Source organism: Halomonas salinarum, from assembly GCF_012062845.1.
Taxonomy (GTDB): domain Bacteria; phylum Pseudomonadota; class Gammaproteobacteria; order Pseudomonadales; family Halomonadaceae; genus Onishia; species Onishia salinarum.
In genome coordinates this window covers 16,379-37,869 of the sequence record NZ_WWNB01000012.1, presented here as the reverse complement: position 1 = coordinate 37,869, position 21,491 = coordinate 16,379, and the positions used below count along the sequence as shown (strand labels likewise).

Genomic DNA, 21,491 nt, shown 5'->3' with positions numbered 1-21,491 from the left:
CGCTGATTGCTCAGCGATCCACTCGACAACGGGCTAGATCAGCTGACGGCGGATCAGCTCCTTGGCAAGCACCCGGTAGGCCTGGCTGCCCCGCGAGAAGCGGGCATACTTGGTCACCGGCAAGCCATGACTTGGGGCCTCGGCGACGCGCACGTTGCGGGGGATGGTGGTCTTGAGCAAGCCATCGCCGAAGTAGTCCGTCAACTGCTTGCTGACGTCGCGCGTCAGGCTGTTACGCGCATCGTACATGGTCCGCACGATGCCCAGCACCTCGAGGCTTGGATTAACGCTTGCCTGAATCTGCTCGACGGTATCGAGCAACGCCGATAGCCCTTCAAGGGCATAGAACTCGCACTGTAGTGGAATCAGTACGCCGTGAGCGGCGGTCAGCGCGTTGACGGTCAGCATATTGAGCGAAGGCGGGCTGTCGATCAGCACCACGTCGTATTCGCCCGCGACGCTCTGGATGGCGTTCTGCAGGCAACGTTCACGGCCTTCATCACGGTCGAGCAGCGCGACCTCAGCGGCGGTCAGGTCGCCGTTGCCGGGCAACAGGGCAAAGCCCGCATCGGGGCAGTCCAGGATGACCTCGGCGGCGCGCTTGTCGCCCAGCAGTACATCAAGAACGCTGCCATCAAGCTCGTGCTTATCGACACCACTGCCCATGGTGGCATGGCCCTGCGGGTCAAGGTCGACCAACAACACGCGGCGGTCGAGCGACGCCAGGCTGGCGGCGAGATTAACGGCCGTGGTGGTCTTGCCCACCCCACCCTTCTGGTTGGTCAAGGCGATGATTTTGGTCACGAGCGGCATCCTTCCTGGGTCCGGCTCCCTGAAAACCGGGGTAGCCTTGGTGGTCGCATTGCAGCACAGCTTCAGTCGGTACGACGAGCCAGCGTCAGCAGGTGTCGGGCGCCTTCCTCGCCGGGCACGGCAAGGGCCCGTCGCTCGATGAGTGCCACGTCATCAGGAAGGGCAGCGAGTTCCTCATCACCGGCCTTTCCCTTCATGGCAAGCCACTGACCGTCCGTGGCAAGCAAGGTCCCCGTCAGGCCGATGAAATCCTCAAGACTTGCAAAGGCCCGGGAAATCACCTGATCGAAGGGGGTGGCCTCGAAAGACTCGACCCGTGCCTGGCTGGGCGTGACATTGGTCAACCCCAGTTCGAATACCGCCTGGCGCTGGAAGCGGACCTTCTTGCCATTGCTGTCGAGCAGGGTGACATCAAGCTCAGGCTTGAGAATTGCCAGCACCAGTCCCGGTAGCCCCGGTCCTGCACCGACGTCGAGCAGGCGTGGGCCACGCACATGCTCAAGCACCGAGGCACTATCCAGCAGGTGTTTGGTCACCATGTCATCGAGCGAGCGTACCGCGGTGAGGTTATAGGCGCGATTCCACTTGTGCAACAGCGCCAGCAGGCCCAGAAGGCGTGCGCGTTGGTCGACCTCTGGCGCGATATTGAGCGCGGCAAGTCCCGTATCAAGCCTTGCGGCCACGGTGTCGGGAATCGCGTTAGCGAGGGCTTGATTCATGCGCTCTGCGCCTGACTGTCGTCGAGCAGGCGACGCTTCTTCAGATGGATCAGCAGAATCGACACCGCCGCCGGCGTCACGCCTGAGATGCGCCCGGCATGCGCCAGGGTCTCGGGGCGAGCGGCTTCAAGCTTCTGGCGAATCTCGTGGGAAAGCCCTTCGACGCGCTGGTAATCCAGATCCGCCGGCAATGGCGTCGCCTCGTGACGCTTGAGCTTGTCGATCTCTTCCTGCTGACGATCGATATAGCCCTGATACTTGACCTGAATCTGTACCTGTTCGGCGACCGTGGGATCCTCGACCGGCTCGCCGGTGAGACGAGCCACATCGGCGTATTCGAGTTCCGGCCGACGCAGCAGTTCGGTAAGGCTGTACTCGCGCGTCAGTGGCTTCTCGGTCTTCGCCTCAAGCGTTGTTGCAGCGGTGCTGCCCGGCTGCACGAAGCCGACCCTGAGACGCTCGAGCTCTTGCTCGATAGCATCACGCTTGGCGGAGAAGGCGGCCCAGCGGGTGTCATCGACCAGCCCCAGCTCCCGGCCGATTTCGGTCAGGCGCAGGTCCGCGTTGTCCTCGCGCAGCAGCAGGCGATACTCGGCCCGCGAGGTGAACATCCGGTAGGGCTCCTGGGTGCCCAGGGTGATCAGGTCGTCGACCAGCACGCCGAGGTAGGCCTGATCGCGCCGCGGTGACCACCCCTCAAGCCCCTTGGCGCGCCGAGCGGCGTTAAGCCCCGCCAGCAACCCTTGAGCGCCGGCTTCCTCGTAACCCGTGGTGCCGTTGATCTGGCCGGCGAAGTACAGGTTGTGGACAAACTTGGTTTCCAGCGTGTGCTTGAGGTCTCGTGGATCGAAGAAATCGTACTCGATGGCGTACCCGGGGCGGGTGATATGCGCGTTCTCCATCCCCTCGATCGAGCGCACTACCTCAAGCTGGACGTCGAAAGGCAGAGAGGTGGAAATCCCGTTGGGGTAGAGCTCGTGGGTGTTAAGCCCCTCGGGTTCGACAAAGATCTGGTGGCTCGCCTTGTCGGCGAAGCGATGCACCTTGTCTTCGATGGACGGGCAATAGCGCGGGCCGACGCTATCGATGGAGCCGGAATACATCGGCGACCGATCAAGATTGGCGAAGATAATCTCGTGAGTGCGCTCATTGGTATGCGCGATATGACAGCTGACTTGCTCAGGGTGCATGTCACGGCTGCCAAGATACGACATCACGGGCGTCGGGCTGTCGCCGGGCTGCTCCTCGAGGCCGCTGAAATCGACACTGCGGGCATCGATGCGTGGCGGTGTACCGGTCTTCAACCTTGCCACATTGAACGGCAGTGCCCGCAGGCGTTTTGCCAGGGCGTTGGACGGTGCGTCACCGGCACGGCCACCGAGACTCTGGTCGAGACCGATATGGATCACGCCGCCGAGGAAGGTACCGGTGCAGAGCACCACGCTTTCGCCGAGAAAGCGGATACCAGTCTCGGTTACCGCACCACGCACGGTGTCGCCATCGACGATCAAGTCGCCTGCCGACTGCTGGAAAATCGTCAGGTTGGGCTGATTCTCCAGCATGCCGCGAATCGCCGCTTTGTAGCGGACTCGGTCGGCCTGAGCGCGAGTGGCGCGAACTGCCGGTCCCTTGCGGGCATTGAGTCGACGGAACTGGATGCCCGCCAGGTCGGTGGCCAGCGCCATGGCGCCGCCGAGTGCATCGATTTCCTTGACCAGATGACTCTTGCCGATCCCGCCGATGGCGGGATTGCAGGACATCTGGCCCAGCGTCTCGATGTTGTGGGTCAGCAGCAGGGTCTTGGCACCCATGCGAGCAGAGGCCAGGGCGGCTTCGGTTCCCGCATGGCCTCCGCCGATGACGATGACGTCAAAACGGTCGGGGTAATCCACGTTGCACCTCGAATGGCGCCGATGGCGCCGTGTCCATAGCCGTCGTCAAACGACGGGGTGAGAAATCAGCCGCAGAGTATAAACCTCCTGTGGGTAACCGTCAGGGGTTTTCCACACCCGGATTCGCATTCCAGCGTCTGTGACCCGGGCTTAATATAAAATACAGATTAAATAGAAGAGAAGTTCTGTTGTTGTTGCTACTACTGGTGTGGACACTTTCTGTGGAAAACCTCGTTATTTATATAGTTATCAACTCACTGGAATGTTGACCAATCGTGTGAAAAACAGCGCAGGAGATGCGTACAGCATGTCATGAGCCTGTGGATGAAAGAGGGCTTTGTCCACAGTCTCAAATAACCCAAGGTTATCCACCGAGCCCAGGCCGGGTTGTTACCGTGGCGATTAACATCCGAAGGCAATCAGCGTGAAGTCGCTGATGCTGCCGGTCATGGGACGATTTGGAGCCATTCTGAAAAAACTTGTCCACAGCCCAAAAAAAGGGCCTGTCGAGAAGTCGACAGGCCCTTTTAGGTGCCATTATCTGCATGCGTGATGGCCTAGCGAAGCCATATAGAAGCCATCCAGGTCACGATCAGCGAACATTCATGATCGCTTCATCAGTGCTTGAGGACACGTCCCAGGAAGCTCTTGGTGCGTTCATTCTGGGGGTTGTCGAACACGGCTTCCGGCTTGCCCTGCTCGACGATCTGCCCTTGGTGAATATAGATCACGCGATCCGCCACCTCTCGAGCAAAGCCCATTTCATGCGTGACGATCATCATCGTCATGCCAGCGTCGGCCAGCTCTCGCATGGCATCCAGCACCTCACCGATCATTTCCGGGTCAAGAGCCGATGTGGGCTCATCGAAGAGCATCAGCCGGGGTTCCATGGCCAGTGCCCTGGCGAGCGCCACACGCTGCTGTTGGCCGCCTGAGAGCTGGCCTGGCAGCTTGTCAGCCTGGTCAGCGATATTGACCTGGTCCAGCAGTCGGTTGGCGCTGTCGATCGCTTGTTTTTCACTGAGGCCACGGACCTTGATGGGCGCCAGGGTGACGTTGTCGCGTACGCTGAGATGGGGGAAGAGATTGAACTGCTGGAAGACCATGCCGACCTCGGTACGAATGGTCTGCAGCGACTTGCTGCTCTTGCCATTTGGCAGCAGTTCATTGCCATCGACATCGATATGGCCGTGCTGGAATTCCTCGAGCCCATTGATACAGCGGATCAGCGTTGACTTGCCTGAGCCGCTGGCCCCGATGACCACCACGACCTCGCCATGGCTGACCGAAAGCTCGATGTCCTGCAGCACGTGAAGGCTGCCGAAGAACTTGTTGACCTTTTCCATGCGCACGATCGGCTCGGCGCCGGCCTCTGTCTTGATATCTGTCATGATCGGTTCCCTCGTTGTACCGATGTTCGTTGTGCCGGCGTTATTGACCTACCAGCCCCTTGCGCTCGAGCTGGCGCAGGGCCAGCGAGAGGCTGAGGGTGATGGCGAGATACAGCATGGCGACCATCAGATAGACCTCCAGTGCGCTAAAGGTCGTGGCGATGTAGACCTGACCCTGACGGACCAGCTCGCCCACACCGATCACCGAGAACAGCGAGGTATCCTTGATGCTGATGATGCCTTGATTGCCAAGCGAGGGAATCATGCGGCGAAACGCCTGGGGCCAGATCACGTAGCGGAACGATTGCGTGCGCGACAGGCCAAGCGACAGGCTAGCTTCACGCTGACCGCGTTCGATCGACTGTACTCCGCCGCGCACGATTTCGGAGATATAGGCGCCGGAGTTGACGGCGATGGCGGCGATGCCGGCCACCAGCGCATTGACCGGCCCCCCGATGATCTGTGGTAGGCCATAGAAGATGAAGAGCACCTGCACCAGCACTGGGGTACCGCGAAATATCTCGATGTAGGTGATGGCCGGGATGCGTAGCCAGGCAATCGGGCTGATGCGCAGAAGACCAAACAGGATGCCGATCAGAAAGCCGATGGCGAGACCACCGAAGGAGATCAGCAAGGTATAGGGTATCCCCGTCAGCAGGTAGGGAATCGAGGATAGGGCGGCCTGCCAGTCGAATTGAAAGGTGACGTCCACGAGGGATCTCCCGTCCAGAAGCTTCGTCAGATAGAAGGGTGCAAAGGGCACCACGCAAAGGGGCCGAGCCTAGCGACCCGACCCCGTGCGACCAGCTATGTCTGAGAGTGCGATAAGCCATCAGACACCGTCATGGCTTGTCGCGTCATTCAGCGCTGCCAAACCATTTTTCGTGGATCTCATCGTAGGTGCCATCTTCACGCATGGACGCGAGGGCCTCGTTGACGGGTTCGACCCAGTCGCTGCCTTTGACCAGCGCGATGCCGTACTGCTGACCTTCGTAGAGGGGGCCCACGACCTTGGCACGGCCTTCACCGCGGGTTTGGGCGAAATAGCCAACGTTGGGGGCGTCATAGAAGACTGCATCGACGCTGCCGCCGAGCAGGGCCATGTACATGTCGGAGCTGCCCGGATAGGGCGTGATGGTCGCGTCGTCACCGAGATTTTCGGTCAGGTAGTCATAGCTGGTTGAGCCGATCTTGGTGCCGACGGTCATTCCCGTCAGATCATCGATGGTTTCGACGCTATCGTTGTTCGCGGCGACCATGATGCGCAGACCGCTATCATAGTAGGGGTCGGAGAAGTCGACGATCTCGCTGCGCTCTTCGGTAATGGTAATGCCGGCGATGGCGATATCAACGTTACCGGTCTGGATGGCCGGGATGATGCCGTTGAAGTCCATGGTATTCAGATTGATATCGAAGCCGGCGCGATCGGCGACCTCGTTGATGATGTCCATGTCGAAGCCGACCATTTCTCCGGACTCGGTATCCATCATCTCGAAGGGCACGAAGCTTGGGTCGGTGACCACGTCGAGCGTTGGCTGGTCGGCGGCACTGGCAAGCGTGGACATGCCAAGGCCGAGCGCCAGGGAGGAAAGCAGTGACGCTTTTTTATATGCAGTTGTCATGAAGTTCCCCGTTTGGAAATTTTGTTTGTGGAACACGCCTTTAACAATGGCGAGTTCCCGGGGAAGCGTCAAGTTGAAGAAAAAAGTGCCAATTTGACGGTGATTTACACCATGAAGGAGGCACCACAGCCACAGGTGCTGGTGGCGTTGGGGTTCTGGATCACGAAACGCGCACCGGCAAGGCCTTCCTCAAAGTCGACCGTCGAGCCGACCAGATACTGATACGACAGAGGGTCGACGATCATCGAGACGTCGTCGAAGGCAATCAGGGTATCGTCGTCGCTGGCATCGTCGGCGAAATCGAAGCCGTACTGGAAGCCCGAACAACCACCGCCGGTGACGTAGACGCGCAGTTTGAGAGCCGAGTTGCCCTCTTCCGTGATCAGCCCGCGCAGGCGCCGCTGGGCGCTAGGCGATAGCTGCATCGGCTTCAGGGAGTCAGGATCGAAAGATTCAGCACCGCTCATGGAGATTCTCCCGCGGTTGATGGAATGGGGTACATGACATGATTATCCACAATCCCCAGCAAAAGGGTCAACTTTTGAGGGGCGAAGCCGTAGGTAGGCCACGTGCGAAGGCGCTGTAAACCCATCCCTGGGTGCTACCTCTGCCATCCATGGCAGAGGACCTTCGCTGTGACCTACCTCCGGCGCCGGTGAACGATAGTCCAAGAAGGGAATCAGGGCATTATCGCCGGGGCGCTAAGGCCTGCCATCTCGTCGAAGCCGAACATCAGGTTGAGGTTCTGGATGGCCTGGCCGGAAGCGCCCTTGACCAGGTTGTCGATCACAGAAAGCACCACCACGGTGTCGCCATCGCCGGGGCGATGGACGGCCAGCCGACAGATGTCGCTGCCCTTGACGCTGCGGGTCTCGGGGTGACTCCCTGCGGGCATGACGTCAACAGCCGGTTCGTCCTTGAAGCGCGTCTCGAACAGCGCCTGCAGGTCACCGGGCTCCTCGGTCAGTCGCCCGTAGAGGGTGGCGTGAATGCCACGAATCATCGGTGTCAGATGAGGAACGAAGGTCAGGCCTACCGGTGCCTTGGCCGCGCGGCCGAGGCCCTGGCGAATCTCGGGCAGATGACGGTGCCCGCTGGCGCCATAGGCCTTCATGGATTCGCTGGCTTCAGCCAGCAGTGAGCCGACCTTGGCACCGCGACCGGCGCCGGTGACGCCTGACTTGCAGTCGGCAATCACATGCTCGATATCAATGAGGCCCCCTTCGAGCAGCGGCAAGAGGCCCAGTTGCACGGCGGTGGGGTAGCAGCCTGGAACCGCAATCAGGCGTGCCTCTTGTATGGCCTCGCGATTGACTTCCGGTAAGCCATAGACGGCTTCTTCAAGCAGCTCAGGAGCGCCGTGGGGCTGACCGTACCACTGTGCCCATTCCTCGGCATCTTCCAGACGGAAGTCGGCGGAGAGATCGATGACCCGGGTACCGCGCTCTAGCAGGTCGCCGGCCAGCGCATGAGCGACACCATGCGGAGTGGCGAAGAAGACGGCATCGCAGCGGCCGAGCACATCTGCATCCGGGGCAGTGAAGTAAAGTTCCGGATAGTGGCCGCGCAGGTTGGGATAGAGTTCATCGACAGCGAGGCCCGCTTCGGAACGCGAGGTAATGGCCGCTATTTCGACCTGGGGATGCTGGGCAAGCAGCCTCAGCAATTCGACGCCGGTATAGCCGGTGCCCCCGACAATGCCCACCTTGATCACGATGTCCCTCCTTAGGTAGCTGGCCGACCCTTCGGGGTCGAGTCTGAAGAGATGGTCCCGGTATGATACACCTGTCAGTCAACGACAGGTGAAATCACCCTCCCATCATGAGCCCCATGGTCAAGGAAGCGCCACCGTGCCACGCCCACATTTTCCCGACCTGAGCCTTGCGACCTTTCGTCGTAAACTGGCCAATGTCGAATCTCTTCCCCAGCTCTGCGTGCTGGGGACGATCGCCGGGATTGTCACCGGCAGCCTGATGGTGGGCTTCCAACTGCTGCTGGATCTGGGGGCGCTGGCCTTCATGCCCGGTGCGGATTCTGAGGCTTTCGAGGGATTGCCGGCCTGGTTCCGGGCGTTGCTGCCGTTGGCGGCGGTCGCCCTGATCGGGGTAGGGCTATGGCGTCAGCCACCGGCGGCTCGCAAGCTCGGTGTCGGTCACGTGATTGAGCGACTGACGTATCATCAGGGGCGATTCCCGCTGCGAAACTGGCTCAACCAATGGTGGGTCGGGGTGGTATCGGTGCTTGGTGGCCTTTCGGCGGGCCGGGAAGGCCCGGCGATACATCTCGGCGCGGCGGCGGTCAGCGGCATCGGTGAGCACCTTCGCCTGCCTCACAATAGCCTGCGTGTATTGGTGGCCTCTGGGACGGCGGCCGGCATATCGGCTTCCTTTAATACGCCGATCGCCGGGGTCATCTTTGCCATGGAAGTGGTGATGATGGAGTACACCATTGCTGGCTTCATGCCGGTGATCCTGGCTTCCAGTATGGGGGCCGTCGTCGCCCAACTGGTCTATGACACTCAGCCGGCCTTTCATACCTCGAGCGTAGCGCTGGATTCCTGGCTGAACCTGTCCTGGATTCTCTTCAGTGCACTGGTGATTGGCCTCCTGTCTGGCGGGTTCATTCGCCTGTCGAAGTTAAAGACCGGTTTTGCCGCCTGGCCGATCAAGGCCCGTCTGACCTTGGTGGGGCTCGCCGTGGGCGGGGTAGCCTGGTGGTATCCAGAGGTACAGGGCATCGGCTACGACAGTTTGGCCTCCACCCTGGATGGCGAGGTGGCAGTGAATGTGCTGGTGGCGCTGGCGCTCGCCAAGCTGGGGCTAACTGCGCTCACCGTGGCGAGCGGTCTTCCTATCGGCATCATTGGCCCTGTGCTGGTTTCAGGCGCCGCTGCCGGCGCGCTGACTGGTCTGCTCGGCCAGTGGCTATGGCCCGAAGCGGCGGCAGACCCGTCACTGTTTGCCATGCTGGGCATGGCGGCGATGATGGGGGCAGTATTGCAGGCACCGCTGGCGGCACTGATGGCCCTTCTCGAACTGACGCACAATCCCAATATCATTCTGCCCGGCATGCTGGCGGTGGTGATTGCAGGGCTCACGGCAAGGCGGTTGTGTCGCTGCGAGGGCTTCTTCATCAACCTGACGCGTCATGGCCTGCATCCACTGCAGCAGCCGCTGTCACAGGCGTTGTCGCGAGTATCGGTGCCAGCGGTAATGGAGCGCAGCCTGGTGCGAAGCCAGCGCCGGGTCGGTCGCGAGGAAGCCGAGGCGATGTTGCATGCCAAGCCTGTCTGGGTGGTGATCGTGCGCTCCCGGGACGACAAGCCGACCCTGGCACTCAAGGCGGCGGATCTGGCGCGTGTGTTGCTCGATGAAGACGCCTGGGCCAAGGAGGAGCAGATCGACCTGCTCGAAGTGCCCGGCCAGCGTCTGGACATGGCGCCCATTCACCTTGAGGCGACTCTCAGCGAGGCGCTGGACCGGCTCAACGAGGCACGAGTGGATGCACTTTATGTCGAAACCTCGATGGGGCCGATCAAGCGGCGTATTTCCGGTATCATCACCCGTGAAAGCATTGAAAACTACTATCGCTACATGCCGTGAGCGAGCGAGCTCTGCCGGGCCGCTGTCGCAGGGAACGACTCTTGAGGAGTGATTATGTATTTATGGATTCAGGCCTTTCACCTGATCGCCGTGGTGACCTGGTTTGCCGCGCTTTTCTACCTGCCGCGGCTGTTCGTCTATCACGCCACGGCGCGTGATGCCGGTGATGATCAGGCCATCAGCTACTTCACGACCATGGAGCGCAAGTTGTATCGCGGCATCATGATGCCGTCGATGATCGCGGTGATCGTGCTTGGCGCAGGTATGCTGGCCCTGGTGCCGGGGCTGATGAGTCAGGGCTGGATGCATGCCAAGCTGACACTGGTGGTGTTGCTGATCGGCTATCACCACGTATGCCTGGCCTACATGAAGAAATTGGCCGCCGGCACCTGTCAGAAATCGCACGTGTTCTTCCGCTGGTTCAATGAGGCGCCGGTCGTTGTGCTGGTGCTGGTCGTCATCCTGGCGGTGGTCAAGCCGTTCTGATGCCAGATGCCGACAAGTATGGAATGCATGACATTCGCCAACTGCCGGTGGTGCTGGTGCTGGCAGGCCACGATCCGAGCGGCGGCGCTGGGCTGACCGCTGATGTCGAGGCCATTGCCGCTTGTGGTGCTTGGCCGCTGACCATCCCCACCGCCCTGACCGTGCAGAATAGCCGTGATGTCATCACTGTCATGCCCTGTCGCGGTGATGACATGCGCGCCATGGCCGCGGCGCTGGGTGAGTTCACGGTCTCGGCGATCAAGGTTGGGCTGGTGGCAGACCTTGAAAGTCTCGATGCGGTGGTTGATATCGTGCGCCGCTATCCCGGCGTCCCGGTGGTCGTCGATCCGGTGCTTCGCGCCGGAGGTGGGTACGATCTGAGCTCGGCCGAGCTGATCGATGCCTTCCATGAGCGGCTTCTGCCACTGGTGGATATCCTGACGCCAAACCGGGCGGAACTGGCAAAACTCACCGACCCGGGCTGGGACAATGATACCGATCGCGCCATTGCGCTGATGGCGGAGGGATGCCAGTCGGTCCTAGTCACCGGCACTGATTCGCCGGCGACGGGCAGCGCTGCGGACAAGGTTGTCCACACCCTGCATACGCCGGACAATGGCCGCCAATGGTGGTGGCCTCGCCTGGCCGGCAGTTTTCATGGGTCGGGCTGTACGCTGGCGGCCTCACTGGCCGCCTATCTGGCTGCAGGCGAAAGCCTGATTCAGGCCTGTGAGATGGCCCAGGAATATACCTGGCAGACATTACGCCACGGCTGGCGCCCATCCGATGGTCAGGCCTTGCCACGCCGCCTTTGGCGCCATCCGAGCACTGCGCATACTTCGGAGTGACGATGTTCGAGCCTGCCTGGACACGCGGTGTCTACGCCATCACCGATGAGACCCTATTGCCCGATGATGAGCGCCTGCTGAGCGCCTGCGAGGCGGCGTTACGCGGTGGTCTGGCGTTGCTGCAGTACCGCGACAAGTCCGACGACGCTGACAAGCGTTGGCGTCAGGCAAACGAACTCGCCGCGCGCTGCTCGGCGTATGAGGTACCTTTGATCATCAACGATGACGTGGCGCTGGCCGCACGCCTGCGCCGGGCCGGCCACTGGAGAGTCGGGGTGCATCTTGGTCAGCAGGATGGTCTTGTGAACGATGCTCGCTACCAGCTGGGGCCCACCGCCATCATCGGCGTTACCTGCCATGACCGGCTGGAGCTTGCCGAAAAGGCGGCGGCCGAAGGGGCATCCTACCTGGCCTTCGGCCGTTTCTTTGCCTCGCGTACCAAACCCTCCGCGCCGCCGGCTCCACTGTCACTGCTTGAGCAGGCCGGACGTTTTGGCTTGCCGCGGGGCGCGATCGGCGGCATTACGGTGGATAACATCACCACAGTGCGTGAGGCTGGCGCGGAGCTTGCCGCCGCCGTCGAGGCGGTATTTGCGGTGCAGGATCCCGAGGCGCGCGTCATTGAGCTTAACCGACGTTTGAGCATGGCAGCGCATCATCCATAGCTTATCCACAGGGTGCTCACCGAGAGTTATCCGCATTATTCAGAGATTTATCCACAACTTCGCACTATCAGACCCGAGAGGCTTTCATGACCACCTCAGTAGAGCTCTTCGCACAGGCCTGTCGCCATATCCCGGGCGGCGTCAATTCGCCGGTTCGTGCCTTCAAGGGCATGGATCGTCCGCCGGTGTTCATCGAGCGTGCCCAGGGCGCCTACCTGCATGATGTCGAGGGCAAAGCCTATATCGACTACGTGGGGTCCTGGGGACCAATGATCACTGGCCACGCCGACCCGGACGTGCTGGGTGCAGTGCGCGAGCGTCTCGATATGGGACTGTCCTTCGGTACCCCGACCGCCATCGAAACCCGCATGGCCGAGCTTATCTGCGAGATCATGCCGTCCATCGAGATGGTACGCATGACCAACTCGGGCACCGAGGCCACCATGTCGGCGATCCGCCTGGCGCGAGGCTATACGGGGCGCGACAAGATCGTGAAGTTCGAGGGCAACTACCACGGCCATTCCGACTCCTTGCTGGTCAAGGCTGGTTCCGGGGCCCTGACCCATGGCGAGCCGAGTTCGCCGGGCGTGCCGGCCTCGCTTGCCGAACATACGGTGACCCTGCCCTTCAATGACCTCGACGCAGTGGAAGCCTGCTTCGAGGAGATCGGTGATCAGGTGGCCTGCATTATCGTCGAGCCGGTGGCCGGCAACATGAACTGCATTCCGCCACGAGAAGGCTTCCTCGAGACGCTGCGTGAGGTCTGTGATCGCCATTCAAGTCTATTGGTCTTCGATGAGGTGATGACGGGCTTTCGTGTTGCCAAGGGCGGGGCCCAGGCACACTTCGGGGTGACGCCGGACCTGACCTGCCTTGGCAAGATCGTCGGCGGTGGCATGCCGGTCGGGGCCTTTGGCGGCAGGTGTGAGGTGATGGAGCAGATATCGCCACTGGGCCCGGTCTATCAGGCTGGCACACTGGCCGGCAATCCGCTGGCCATGGCCGCCGGTATTGCCCTTTTGACCAAGATTCAGGAACCCGGCTTCCATGAGGCCCTGACCCAGCGTGTCGAGACGCTATGCGATGGTCTCAAGGCGCGGGCCGAGGCCGCCGGCATCGATATGATCACTCAGCGGGCCGGTGGCATGTTCGGGCTCTTCTTCACCGCCCAATCGCAGGTCGACAACTTCGCTCAGGCCACGGCCTGTGATGCCGATGCGTTTCGTCGCTTCTTCTCGCTGATGCTCGATGAGGGCGTTTATCTGGCGCCTTCGGCCTATGAGGCCGGTTTCATGTCCAATGCTCATACCCCGGAAGATATCCAGGCGACCCTGGACGGTGCCGAGCGGGCTTTTGCTGCCATGAACAAGGCCTAACCAAGGAGGCATCACCGTGAGCGATGTCCTTATTCAGGCGCTTAGCCATCCGGCCTGCTTTGATCATCCAGTGGATAAGATCGAGGTCCATGAAACACACATTTCATGGATCCTGTTGACCGGCGACTACGCCTACAAGATCAAGAAGCCGGTCGATCTCGGCAGCTTTCTGGATTTTTCGAGCCTCGAGAAACGTCACACCTTGTGCGAGCAGGAAGTACGTCTCAACCAGCGCCTGGCACCGAGCCTGTACCTGGATGTGGTGCCCATCTCAGGCTCACCGGAGGCGCCGAAGCTCAACGGTGAAGGCGCGCCTTTCGAGTATGCGGTGAAGATGCGCCAGTTCAGCCATCGCCATCTGTTCAGCATCTTGCAGCAGGATGGCGAGTTATCGATGGAACTGCTCGATGACCTGATCGACCAGCTGGTGGATTTTCACGAGCAGGCGCAGCGAATCGAGACGTCGAGCGAACATGGCAGTGCCGACTCGACGCGAGAGATCGTGGCCAGAGAGTTCTCATTGATCGGCGATCGTCTGCCCAATCCGCAAGATCGCCAACGCCTGGATACCCTCAGGGAACGGGTCAATGAGATGGAAGCCCGGCTGATGCCGGTGTTTGCCGAGCGCCATCGCGAGGGTTTCGTTCGCGAGACCCACGGCGATATCCACTTGGGTAACGCCGTGCGTCATCAGGGCCGAGCGCTGTTGTTCGATGGCATCGAGTTCAATGATGCCCTGCGCTGGAACGATGTCGGCTGTGATCTGGCCTTCCTGCTGATGGATCTCGAGGCTCGCGGTGAGCTGATGCTAGCGCGTCATGCGCTGAACCGTTACCTGGAGCTTTCGGGTGACTACGCCCTGGTAGGGGTGCTCGACTACTACAAGATCTATCGTGCCCTGGTACGTGCCAAGGTCGCGATGCTGCGTTACGCCGAGCCCACGCTACCGGCTGACGAACGCGCGTCTATCTGGTCCGAGTATCAACGCTATCTGGCATTGGCGGAAGGCTACAGCGAGTTCCGCTTCCCCTATCTGCTGATTGGCGTTGGCGTATCGGGCAGTGGCAAGAGCCGTTTCACCGGGGAAGTGGTCAGACGCCTTGGCGGCGTGCGGTTGCGTTCTGATGTGGAGCGTAAGCGTCTATATGGATTCGCTCCACAGGCGGATAGTCACCAGCAGGGTGTGGATATCTATACCCCGGAGGCGACCGAGCGTACCTACCATCATCTGGCACAACTCAGTGGCCTGCTTTTCGAGGCAGGTCTTTCGGTGTGTATCGATGCGACCTGTCTTAAGAGGTCGCAACGCGACTTGCTGGCTGACCAGGCCGAGGCCCGAGGCCTAGCGGTGATGACCATCAGCTTCGAGGCCGATGAAGCCACTCTGCGGGCGCGTATCGAGAAGCGGGCGCGTCTGGGGGGCGACCCCTCCGAGGCGAGCCTTTCCGTACTCGAACGACAGCTAGAACACTTCGAGCCCTTCAGCGATGAAGAGCGACGACACTTGGTTCATCTGGATACAACGGCAACGGATGCTACTGAGACTCTGGTTGAGTTGATCCAGCAGCACATGAATCAAGCCTGACCCTTGCCTCGTCAGTTACCGTATGCCTGTACATCGGGCTTACAGTGTTCTGCAATATATTGAAATGCTGTGATTTTTTAACTTCTCTTCGGCCACCTGGCGTTCCTTGAATGTCAGGTGGCCGTTTTTTGTATCGCTGATGCATCATCGGCCTTGAAAGGCTAATTATCTGAATTATGAGAAGAAAAAATTTCCCAACCCTATTAGGCCATTAATCGAGTTACATAAATGTAACGCTTTTCATCGCCATGGCCGCCTACCTCTTCAAGCATCGACCAGTCTCTGGCCCTCCTCCCGCCGCCCCGTTTTTTATTTCCTGATACTTACAGTGGCTTACAAAAAGTTTCACAGAACCTGGCACGCATTGTGCGTTGTAAATCTCGACTGCGAATGGATGACGCCAGCTATCAACCGCAACCGGTTCACTGACGAGTCACGTTTCGCAGGGAATGACAAGGGATCATATCCAGACTGGAGAAACGGTCATGAAAAATTATGTAATTGCGGGTACCTCAATGCTGGCCCTGGTAATGGCAATTTCAGCTGCACATGCCAACCCGAGCGTCGGTGTCGCCAAGGGAGAAACCACTCAGGCGGTCATCTCAGGCGCTACTGCCACCGGAGGCAACAGCGGGAATGCCAACGGCGGTGACGGCTATGGCGAAGGCTATGGCGGCTCCGGCTGGGGCGGTGATGCCAACGGCGGTGATGTCGAAGCTGGTAGTGGCAAGGGTTATCAGAGCAAGGGTCGCGGCTGGGGCGGCGGTGACGACGATGGCAGCTATGGCGGTACTGGCGGTACCGGTGGCAACGGTAATGGCGCTGCTGGTGCAGGTTCTGGTGCAGGTGCTGCGGGCGGCTCGACCGGTCGTGGCGGGGATGCCTGGGCCTATAGCGAATCCTTCAACACTTCTACCAGCGTGATCTCCATGCAGGAGATGAGCTCCAATGTCACTGGTGCCCAGATTAATATCACGGGCGGAGCTGGCTCGCACGGTGGCAATGGCGGCAACAGCGGGAATGCCATGGCCATGGGCATGGCCAAGGCCGGTAATGGCGGCTACGGGGACGGTGGTAAATCCGGTGAAACCAAGGCTATCGGTGGTGATGGTGCCGAAGGTGGTGCTGGGCTTGGCGTAGGCCTTGGTGTGGGCTATGGCGAAGGTGGCGACAGTGATGCCGATGCCGGTTCCGGCGCACTTGGTGCCGCCGGATCTCTGGCTGGCAATAACAATGAAGCCGCTGACGGCAATGGCGGAACACCGCAACTCCTTGGCTTTGAACGTCGTCGTCGCGGTGGCTCTGATGGTGATGTTGACCAGTTCGCCGAAGCCAACTCTGAAGCGAACGCCACGTCTGACGCAACTGCCGGAACATCAACCGGTGGTGCTGGAACCGGAGCGGGTACCGGTGAAGGTAATGGTACCGGTGGAGCAGGCGGTAATGGCGATTATGCCGAGGCTGATAGCGGTAACGGCGGTGCTGGCAATGGTGGTGGTGGTGGCGGTGCCACCAGTGGCGCTGTAGCCGCTTCCAGCGGAGCTGGCGGTGCTGGTGGCGCTGGCGGAGCTGGCGGAGCTGCAGTGTTGAGCACCGGTAATGCCAATGTCAGTGTGGCAGCCGGCAACTTTGGCGGCATTGCCAACATGAACGTCTCGACTGGCATCTACAACTCCCAGGTGGCTGGGACCAATGTGGCTGCTCACAGCAACGTCAACATCGGCAACTAACGGATGCGATCAAACGACGTAATGTCGCAGTGATCTTATCCTGAGATGTGACTGTAAGGGCTGGCGGGGTTGCCCCGCCAGCTTGTTATTCATCACGAGCGTTCTCAATGGAAGGAGTGCCAGGCCATGTGTGCTATGAATATTTGCTTGCCTCGGTACAGGACCCTCTTCGTCGGTGTAGGCATGATGATTGCCGCTGGATTAAGTCAGCCCGGTCATGCCGATTCACGAGTGGCAACTCAGGGGTTTGATAACAACAACCCTCTTGAGGTCGAGGAACTGCAAGAAGCACGCGGTAGAGAAGGTATTAATTTAACTAACGTTCAGAGTATTCAGAACGTCGATACGTCGGTCGAAACCACGCAGTTCAATGTCGGTGGAGATGTTGTGAGTGGCAACGTGAATATTGAAGCAAACTCGATGAATAGTTTCAGCGGAGTCGGGGTTTTCAATATCACCACGGGTAATGCCAATGCGGTAAGCGGTTCTGTTGGCATAAGTGTCTACATCGCCAATCCCCAGTAAGGCTGAAAAGAATATTAGCGATGATAAGATAAGGGGCGAGTGCGATGTTGATTTTTTTACGCTCAGTGATGATAGCGGCTACTTTGATTCTGACGGCTCAGCATGCCGTGGCGGGACCTGTGACAATTGCCAACCCATTCGGCTCTTTCCAGGTCAAGGCTGAGAGTCTCAATGAACTTCGCTGGGAAAACGTGGTGCGCCAGCAGTATGATTTTAGCTGTGGCTCCGCTGCCGTCGCGACACTGCTTACCTATCATTATGAGCGCCCTACTTCAGAAGTCGCTGTTTTCGAATCAATGATCCAGCGTGGCAATGTAGAAAAAATCCGTACCTATGGATTTTCCATGCTCGACATGAAGCAGTACCTCGATTCTCAGGGGCTTAACTCGGACGGGTTTCGTGTGGAGCTTGACGACTTCATCGGCATTGGGCTGCCTGCGATAACCTTAATCAATACAGGTGGCTATAAGCACTTCGTGGTGATCAAGGGCATGGATGATGGCAACGTTTTGATTGGAGATCCTGCGGTAGGCACCGTGGTAGTACCCAAAGAGCATTTTGAAACATTGTGGACGGGAACCGTACTAGGAGCCCGTGAGGACATGTTGTTAGCGAAACAGTATTTCAATAGCGATCGTGATTGGCAGGTTCGACCAGAATCTCCCCTCCAACAAGGCATACAACGCTCGACGATCGGTTCGGCCATGTTATCACTGCCTGGCCGCAATGAACTGGGGCGCTAAATTAACTGAATCATCAGTATTCTACTTTTCCGGGGTTTATCACTACAGGAGTGGCAAACCATGAAAGCGTCAAGGAGCACCACAAGGAATGGCTATAATAAGGTTCACGTAGCCAGCCTAACCGCATTGATTCTGGCAGGTATCATATCAGTGCCTACTATAAAAGCTGAGAGTTTTATTATTAGCGAAGCGGCCATGTCGCCGCTTGATGAAGATATCTATACGCACTCTCATGCATCCATCATCCCGTTGGACGCTATGGATGAGCTACGAGGAGGTTTCTCTATTGGTGGTGTCGATGTGGACTTTGGCGCTACACTGCAAACAAAGATTGATGGCATGGTAAGAATGCAGACGCAATTGGCTTTCAGTCAGGCTGGTATCAACGTTGTTTCTGAAGACGTTTATGATGCGTCACCCAATACCACCAGCATTGGCCCTAAAGGCACTTCTATTACCCAGGTTGCTCCGAAAACTTTTAATCTGGCAGGGCTTGCTGATTTTTCGGGTGTTGCTTTCTCTGATGCAGGGAGTTTTACGGCAGCACTGCATAATATTACCCGTAATGCCATCATGAGTGCGGTCGTCAGCAACGGGTCTGGGCAGAATATCTCGCAGAGTATTGATGTCAGTGTGTCGCTTAAAAATGTTGAAGCACTTCAGTCCGCAAAGACTCATTCGGCCATCATGAGGTCAATTGCTAACTTCTAGGTGGTAAGTTGTATTATATTTTGGGTTTATAATCATGCATATAAAATAGAGGCCTTCATTTAATGAAGGCCTCTTAATGTGCTGTCTGCTAAAAGATATTGAATCCTATAGGAGTACGAAGCGTAAGAGTTGTATCAGGAGCATCTTCGGTAATGCCAAATTCGAGGTTCAAGTTGATCGCCACATCGGGGTCCAGCTGATAAGACCAACCGAGAAGCATCGATCCGATATTCAGAGACTCACCTGTACGTGTAATTTTTACCCCAGTGTCAGGGTTGGTAAATTCGGTCTCAGTTTGACCGATGAAGTCATTTTTGTAGCCTAGAGTAAATGATGATTTCGGGTTGATGGAGTAGGCCATACCGAAACTGACGCGAACGGCATCACCTGGGTCCACTTCGCCAATAACAGAGTCGCCAATCCTTTCATTGACATCATCTTTCAAGTTGAATAGATAACCAATGTTGGCAAAATAAATGGCAGGATCTGAGGGGAAAAGAATAGTCAAGCTAGGTTCGATGGAATGAAAACCTGAGCCTGTTGCCAGTTCTTGTTCTACCCCATCATCGGTTCGGTCGATCTCGAAGGGACTCTTACCCGTCGTTGACTTGTAACGCAGGTTACCCACGTAGAAGGGGCCACCATTGAGGTTTCTGTTGAGCTGATAATGAGCGGCAACTTCAATATCACCCAAGCCGTCACCTGAGCGAGAGTTTGTTTGATTAAAAGAAGCGGGTTGAGCTTCTGCGATGGTGTTTGTGACCGTATCCTCGCGATACACATAGGGTAACTTGAGCTCTAGCTCCAGGCGGTTGGTAACGCCCAACCTTCCGGTTAATGATGTTGTCCAAGTATCCCTGTCAACGTCTTCTGCGTTCAGAGCTCCTACTAAAAGGGTGCTGAGTATCTCGACACCGCGAAACGTAAGTCGATTGACGCTTGAGTGAGAATATTGGAACTCGGGCTCCAGGACCAACCGGCCTTGAGGTGTCAGAACCCCGCCAATGTCAGGGATCGCCTGAATCTGTGGTTGCATATCCTGTTCAGGAGGTGGCTGGCCAACAGTTTCCATACTTTCATCATTGGATGTCTGAGCATAGATGTTTCCAGCCGCCATCATTGTTAGCAGGCCCGGTAGTACGATTACGCTTTTGGCTATTTTTTTCATTATCTTTCCCTTCCCCTTTATTTTCCTTGAACCTGATGATTATTGATCACGTTCGTATATCGCATCAGCTAATGATGAGTGCTTGTTTTAACATTTATAGTTGTGATCTATCTTGTATATAGCTCCTTTTAATTGCTTTTCATGTATGCCGAGTTATTGGCAGAAATTAACCTGAGGAAAGCTTTGCCACACTACCCTGCTCAGGCTCAAAATTTCTGGAAACATTTTCTTCACAACAATGACGAGAAATGTGATGTTTCTCCATCATCCGGTAAAGGGTGACCCGGGAAATCCCAAGTTCCTTCGCCGCCTTTTGCACTTTGTATTTATTTCTTACCAATGCTGCATTAACCACTTCATGCTCGGCAATATCCCTCGCCTTTTCCAAGGTAAGGGGCTCTCGCCAGTCATGGCTGCGTCGCTCCAGTCCCAGGTCTTCTGGTGAAATTAGACGATGCTCACACATTACGGTGGCTCGTCTGACGCGATTGATGAGCTCTCTGACATTACCGGGCCATCGATACTGCTGCATTACAACTCGGCTATCCTGACTGAAGCCTCGAGCCCTGGCAGAACCTTCACGTGAAAAGTGGTCAAAAAAATAATTGGCGATTATCTCAATATCCTGGCTCCTTTCTCTTAAAGACGGCACCGAGATATGAAGCACATTTAAACGATGATAGAGATCCTCTCTAAACCGCCCTTCTTCGATGGCTTTTTTTAGATCGACATGTGTGGCTGCTAGTACTCTAACATTGACGGCGATCTCTGATGTATCACCAATGCGCTGTACTTTATGATCTTCCAGAAATCGTAGTAAATTAACCTGCATTTCTAGTGGAAGATCGCCTATTTCATCGAGGAAAAGCGTTCCACCTTGCGTTGCCTCGATGCGTCCGATCTTGCGTTTAACAGCTCCTGTGAATGCCCCCTGTTCATGCCCAAAAAGTTCTGACTGAATCAGGTGAGTAGGCAAGGCTCCACAATTGACTGCATTGAATGGTCCATCACGGCGCGAAGATAATTCGTGGATGCTGCGTGCCGTGAGTTCTTTCCCTGTTCCTGACTCGCCATTAATAAAAACGGGAGCATCGACGGCTGCTACTTTTTTTATAGTACAAAAAAGCGATTGCATGGACGCCGCATTGCCCAGCATCTTCTCCATGCTAGAATTTCGTGTAAGCTCTTGATTTTTAATAGTTTCTCTTTTGTTTTTCAGAGCTGATATGGCTTTACAGCTATTCAATGAAACGACAATGTCATCAATAGGATCATCTTTCTGGTGGAAGCTGTGAAGATTACGTAATATAAAGTCATCGACATCAACGCTATTTTCTATTGATGAACCATCCAATAACCAACCCACCCACTCAGCTTCAGGGTGATTGGTGATAAATTTTTCAATAGTATCTAGCACCTCTCGATCTGAGCTAAAAATGGGCACTAACCCTACTTTTGTTGTAGAAGTTACCCATTTTCCCTTTAAGGGAAGTTCATCGGAGGAAATACCTGTCCACCCTTTTTCTTTAAGGGTATTAAGTTTCCCTTGGATATGCACATAGCAATCTTGAGGAAAAATGAAGAACTCAGGTGAGTTCATTCGCTACACCTTTAT

20 protein-coding genes are annotated in these 21,491 nt (G+C 57.3%); 10 read left to right on the top strand and 10 right to left on the bottom strand.

Annotated features, from left to right (window positions below; genetic code table 11):
• Positions 1-33: 33 nt before the first annotated feature.
• The 8 genes from HF027_RS09895 to argC form a co-directional block, all read right to left on the bottom strand.
• Positions 34-804 carry a ParA family protein gene (locus HF027_RS09895; protein WP_168015254.1) on the bottom strand — a complete coding sequence of 257 codons (771 nt, stop codon included), beginning with the start codon at positions 802-804 and terminating at the stop codon, positions 34-36.
• 71 nt (positions 805-875) lie between these two features.
• Positions 876-1,532, bottom strand: coding sequence for a 16S rRNA (guanine(527)-N(7))-methyltransferase RsmG (gene rsmG / locus HF027_RS09890; RefSeq protein ID WP_168015252.1), 657 nt, complete (start codon positions 1,530-1,532; stop codon positions 876-878).
• Entirely contained in the window at positions 1,529-3,424 is a 1,896-nt protein-coding gene (mnmG, locus tag HF027_RS09885; protein WP_168015250.1) for a tRNA uridine-5-carboxymethylaminomethyl(34) synthesis enzyme MnmG, read from the bottom strand. The genes rsmG and mnmG overlap by 4 nt, the downstream gene beginning before the upstream one ends.
• Positions 3,425-4,041: 617 nt before the next feature.
• Entirely contained in the window at positions 4,042-4,815 is a 774-nt protein-coding gene (locus HF027_RS09880; protein ID WP_168015248.1) for an amino acid ABC transporter ATP-binding protein, read from the bottom strand.
• Between the two features lie 40 nt (positions 4,816-4,855).
• Entirely contained in the window at positions 4,856-5,527 is a 672-nt protein-coding gene (locus tag HF027_RS09875; RefSeq protein ID WP_168015246.1) for an amino acid ABC transporter permease, read from the bottom strand.
• A 145-nt stretch (positions 5,528-5,672) separates the two neighbouring features.
• The gene (locus HF027_RS09870; protein ID WP_168015244.1) at positions 5,673-6,437 is read right to left on the bottom strand and encodes a transporter substrate-binding domain-containing protein; all 765 of its coding nucleotides are present in this window, start codon (positions 6,435-6,437) and stop codon (positions 5,673-5,675) included.
• A 104-nt stretch (positions 6,438-6,541) separates the two neighbouring features.
• Positions 6,542-6,904 (bottom strand): iron-sulfur cluster insertion protein ErpA, encoded by a 363-nt coding sequence (gene erpA, locus HF027_RS09865; protein WP_168015242.1) that lies wholly within the window; start codon positions 6,902-6,904, stop codon positions 6,542-6,544.
• A gap of 212 nt (positions 6,905-7,116) precedes the next feature.
• Positions 7,117-8,151 (bottom strand): N-acetyl-gamma-glutamyl-phosphate reductase, encoded by a 1,035-nt coding sequence (argC, locus tag HF027_RS09860; RefSeq protein ID WP_168015240.1) that lies wholly within the window; start codon positions 8,149-8,151, stop codon positions 7,117-7,119.
• Positions 8,152-8,287: 136 nt separating this feature from the next.
• Between argC and HF027_RS09855 the strand changes: the two genes are divergently transcribed.
• The 10 genes from HF027_RS09855 to HF027_RS09810 all read left to right on the top strand — a co-directional run bounded on the left by HF027_RS09855 (position 8,288) and on the right by HF027_RS09810 (position 18,708).
• A complete protein-coding gene (locus HF027_RS09855; RefSeq protein ID WP_168015238.1) occupies positions 8,288-10,039 on the top strand; it encodes a chloride channel protein in 1,752 nt (583 codons plus the stop codon).
• A gap of 54 nt (positions 10,040-10,093) precedes the next feature.
• On the top strand, positions 10,094-10,525 hold the full coding sequence (hemJ, locus tag HF027_RS09850) for a protoporphyrinogen oxidase HemJ (protein WP_168015236.1): 432 nt from the start codon (positions 10,094-10,096) through the stop codon (positions 10,523-10,525).
• On the top strand, positions 10,525-11,373 hold the full coding sequence (gene thiD, locus HF027_RS09845) for a bifunctional hydroxymethylpyrimidine kinase/phosphomethylpyrimidine kinase (RefSeq protein WP_245184647.1): 849 nt from the start codon (positions 10,525-10,527) through the stop codon (positions 11,371-11,373). Before hemJ ends, thiD begins: the two co-directional genes overlap by 1 nt.
• 2 nt (positions 11,374-11,375) lie before the next feature.
• Entirely contained in the window at positions 11,376-12,038 is a 663-nt protein-coding gene (thiE, locus tag HF027_RS09840; protein ID WP_168015234.1) for a thiamine phosphate synthase, read from the top strand.
• An 86-nt stretch (positions 12,039-12,124) separates the two neighbouring features.
• Positions 12,125-13,414: a glutamate-1-semialdehyde 2,1-aminomutase gene (gene hemL, locus HF027_RS09835; RefSeq protein WP_168015233.1), complete on the top strand. Its 1,290-nt coding sequence runs from the start codon at positions 12,125-12,127 to the stop codon at positions 13,412-13,414.
• Positions 13,415-13,430: 16 nt separating this feature from the next.
• Positions 13,431-14,999 (top strand): bifunctional aminoglycoside phosphotransferase/ATP-binding protein, encoded by a 1,569-nt coding sequence (locus HF027_RS09830; protein WP_168015231.1) that lies wholly within the window; start codon positions 13,431-13,433, stop codon positions 14,997-14,999.
• 485 nt (positions 15,000-15,484) lie between these two features.
• The gene (locus HF027_RS09825; protein WP_168015229.1) at positions 15,485-16,729 is read left to right on the top strand and encodes a hypothetical protein; all 1,245 of its coding nucleotides are present in this window, start codon (positions 15,485-15,487) and stop codon (positions 16,727-16,729) included.
• A 183-nt stretch (positions 16,730-16,912) separates the two neighbouring features.
• Complete coding sequence (locus HF027_RS09820) at positions 16,913-17,254, top strand: hypothetical protein (protein WP_168015227.1); 342 nt, start codon at positions 16,913-16,915, stop codon at positions 17,252-17,254.
• A 44-nt stretch (positions 17,255-17,298) separates the two neighbouring features.
• Positions 17,299-17,997 (top strand): C39 family peptidase, encoded by a 699-nt coding sequence (locus HF027_RS09815; protein ID WP_245184645.1) that lies wholly within the window; start codon positions 17,299-17,301, stop codon positions 17,995-17,997.
• A gap of 60 nt (positions 17,998-18,057) precedes the next feature.
• Positions 18,058-18,708 (top strand): hypothetical protein, encoded by a 651-nt coding sequence (locus HF027_RS09810; protein WP_168015225.1) that lies wholly within the window; start codon positions 18,058-18,060, stop codon positions 18,706-18,708.
• A gap of 88 nt (positions 18,709-18,796) precedes the next feature.
• On the opposite strand, the gene HF027_RS09805 is transcribed toward HF027_RS09810, so the two are convergent.
• Both HF027_RS09805 and HF027_RS09800 read right to left on the bottom strand, forming a co-directional pair.
• Positions 18,797-19,876 carry a transporter gene (locus tag HF027_RS09805; RefSeq protein ID WP_168015223.1) on the bottom strand — a complete coding sequence of 360 codons (1,080 nt, stop codon included), beginning with the start codon at positions 19,874-19,876 and terminating at the stop codon, positions 18,797-18,799.
• Positions 19,877-20,042: 166 nt separating this feature from the next.
• Positions 20,043-21,476, bottom strand: a complete 1,434-nt coding sequence (locus HF027_RS09800; RefSeq protein WP_168015221.1) for a sigma-54 interaction domain-containing protein — start codon at positions 21,474-21,476, stop codon at positions 20,043-20,045.
• Positions 21,477-21,491: the final 15 nt, after the last annotated feature.

What these genes read in the sequence shown, in the direction of transcription:
- HF027_RS09870 (WP_168015244.1), bottom strand. Translation starts at nt 6,437, where the DNA reads ATGACAACTGCATATAAAAAAGCGTCACTGCTTTCCTCCCTGGCGCTC.
- HF027_RS09815 (WP_245184645.1), top strand. Translation starts at nt 17,299, where the DNA reads ATGTTGATTTTTTTACGCTCAGTGATGATAGCGGCTACTTTGATTCTG.
- HF027_RS09820 (WP_168015227.1), top strand. Translation starts at nt 16,913, where the DNA reads ATGATGATTGCCGCTGGATTAAGTCAGCCCGGTCATGCCGATTCACGA.
- HF027_RS09825 (WP_168015229.1), top strand. Translation starts at nt 15,485, where the DNA reads ATGAAAAATTATGTAATTGCGGGTACCTCAATGCTGGCCCTGGTAATG.
- HF027_RS09810 (WP_168015225.1), top strand. Translation starts at nt 18,058, where the DNA reads ATGAAAGCGTCAAGGAGCACCACAAGGAATGGCTATAATAAGGTTCAC.
- thiE (WP_168015234.1), top strand. Translation starts at nt 11,376, where the DNA reads ATGTTCGAGCCTGCCTGGACACGCGGTGTCTACGCCATCACCGATGAG.
- HF027_RS09805 (WP_168015223.1), bottom strand. Translation starts at nt 19,876, where the DNA reads ATGAAAAAAATAGCCAAAAGCGTAATCGTACTACCGGGCCTGCTAACA.
- erpA (WP_168015242.1), bottom strand. Translation starts at nt 6,904, where the DNA reads ATGAGCGGTGCTGAATCTTTCGATCCTGACTCCCTGAAGCCGATGCAG.
- rsmG (WP_168015252.1), bottom strand. Translation starts at nt 1,532, where the DNA reads ATGAATCAAGCCCTCGCTAACGCGATTCCCGACACCGTGGCCGCAAGG.
- HF027_RS09880 (WP_168015248.1), bottom strand. Translation starts at nt 4,815, where the DNA reads ATGACAGATATCAAGACAGAGGCCGGCGCCGAGCCGATCGTGCGCATG.
- hemL (WP_168015233.1), top strand. Translation starts at nt 12,125, where the DNA reads ATGACCACCTCAGTAGAGCTCTTCGCACAGGCCTGTCGCCATATCCCG.
- hemJ (WP_168015236.1), top strand. Translation starts at nt 10,094, where the DNA reads ATGTATTTATGGATTCAGGCCTTTCACCTGATCGCCGTGGTGACCTGG.
- thiD (WP_245184647.1), top strand. Translation starts at nt 10,525, where the DNA reads ATGCCAGATGCCGACAAGTATGGAATGCATGACATTCGCCAACTGCCG.
- HF027_RS09800 (WP_168015221.1), bottom strand. Translation starts at nt 21,476, where the DNA reads ATGAACTCACCTGAGTTCTTCATTTTTCCTCAAGATTGCTATGTGCAT.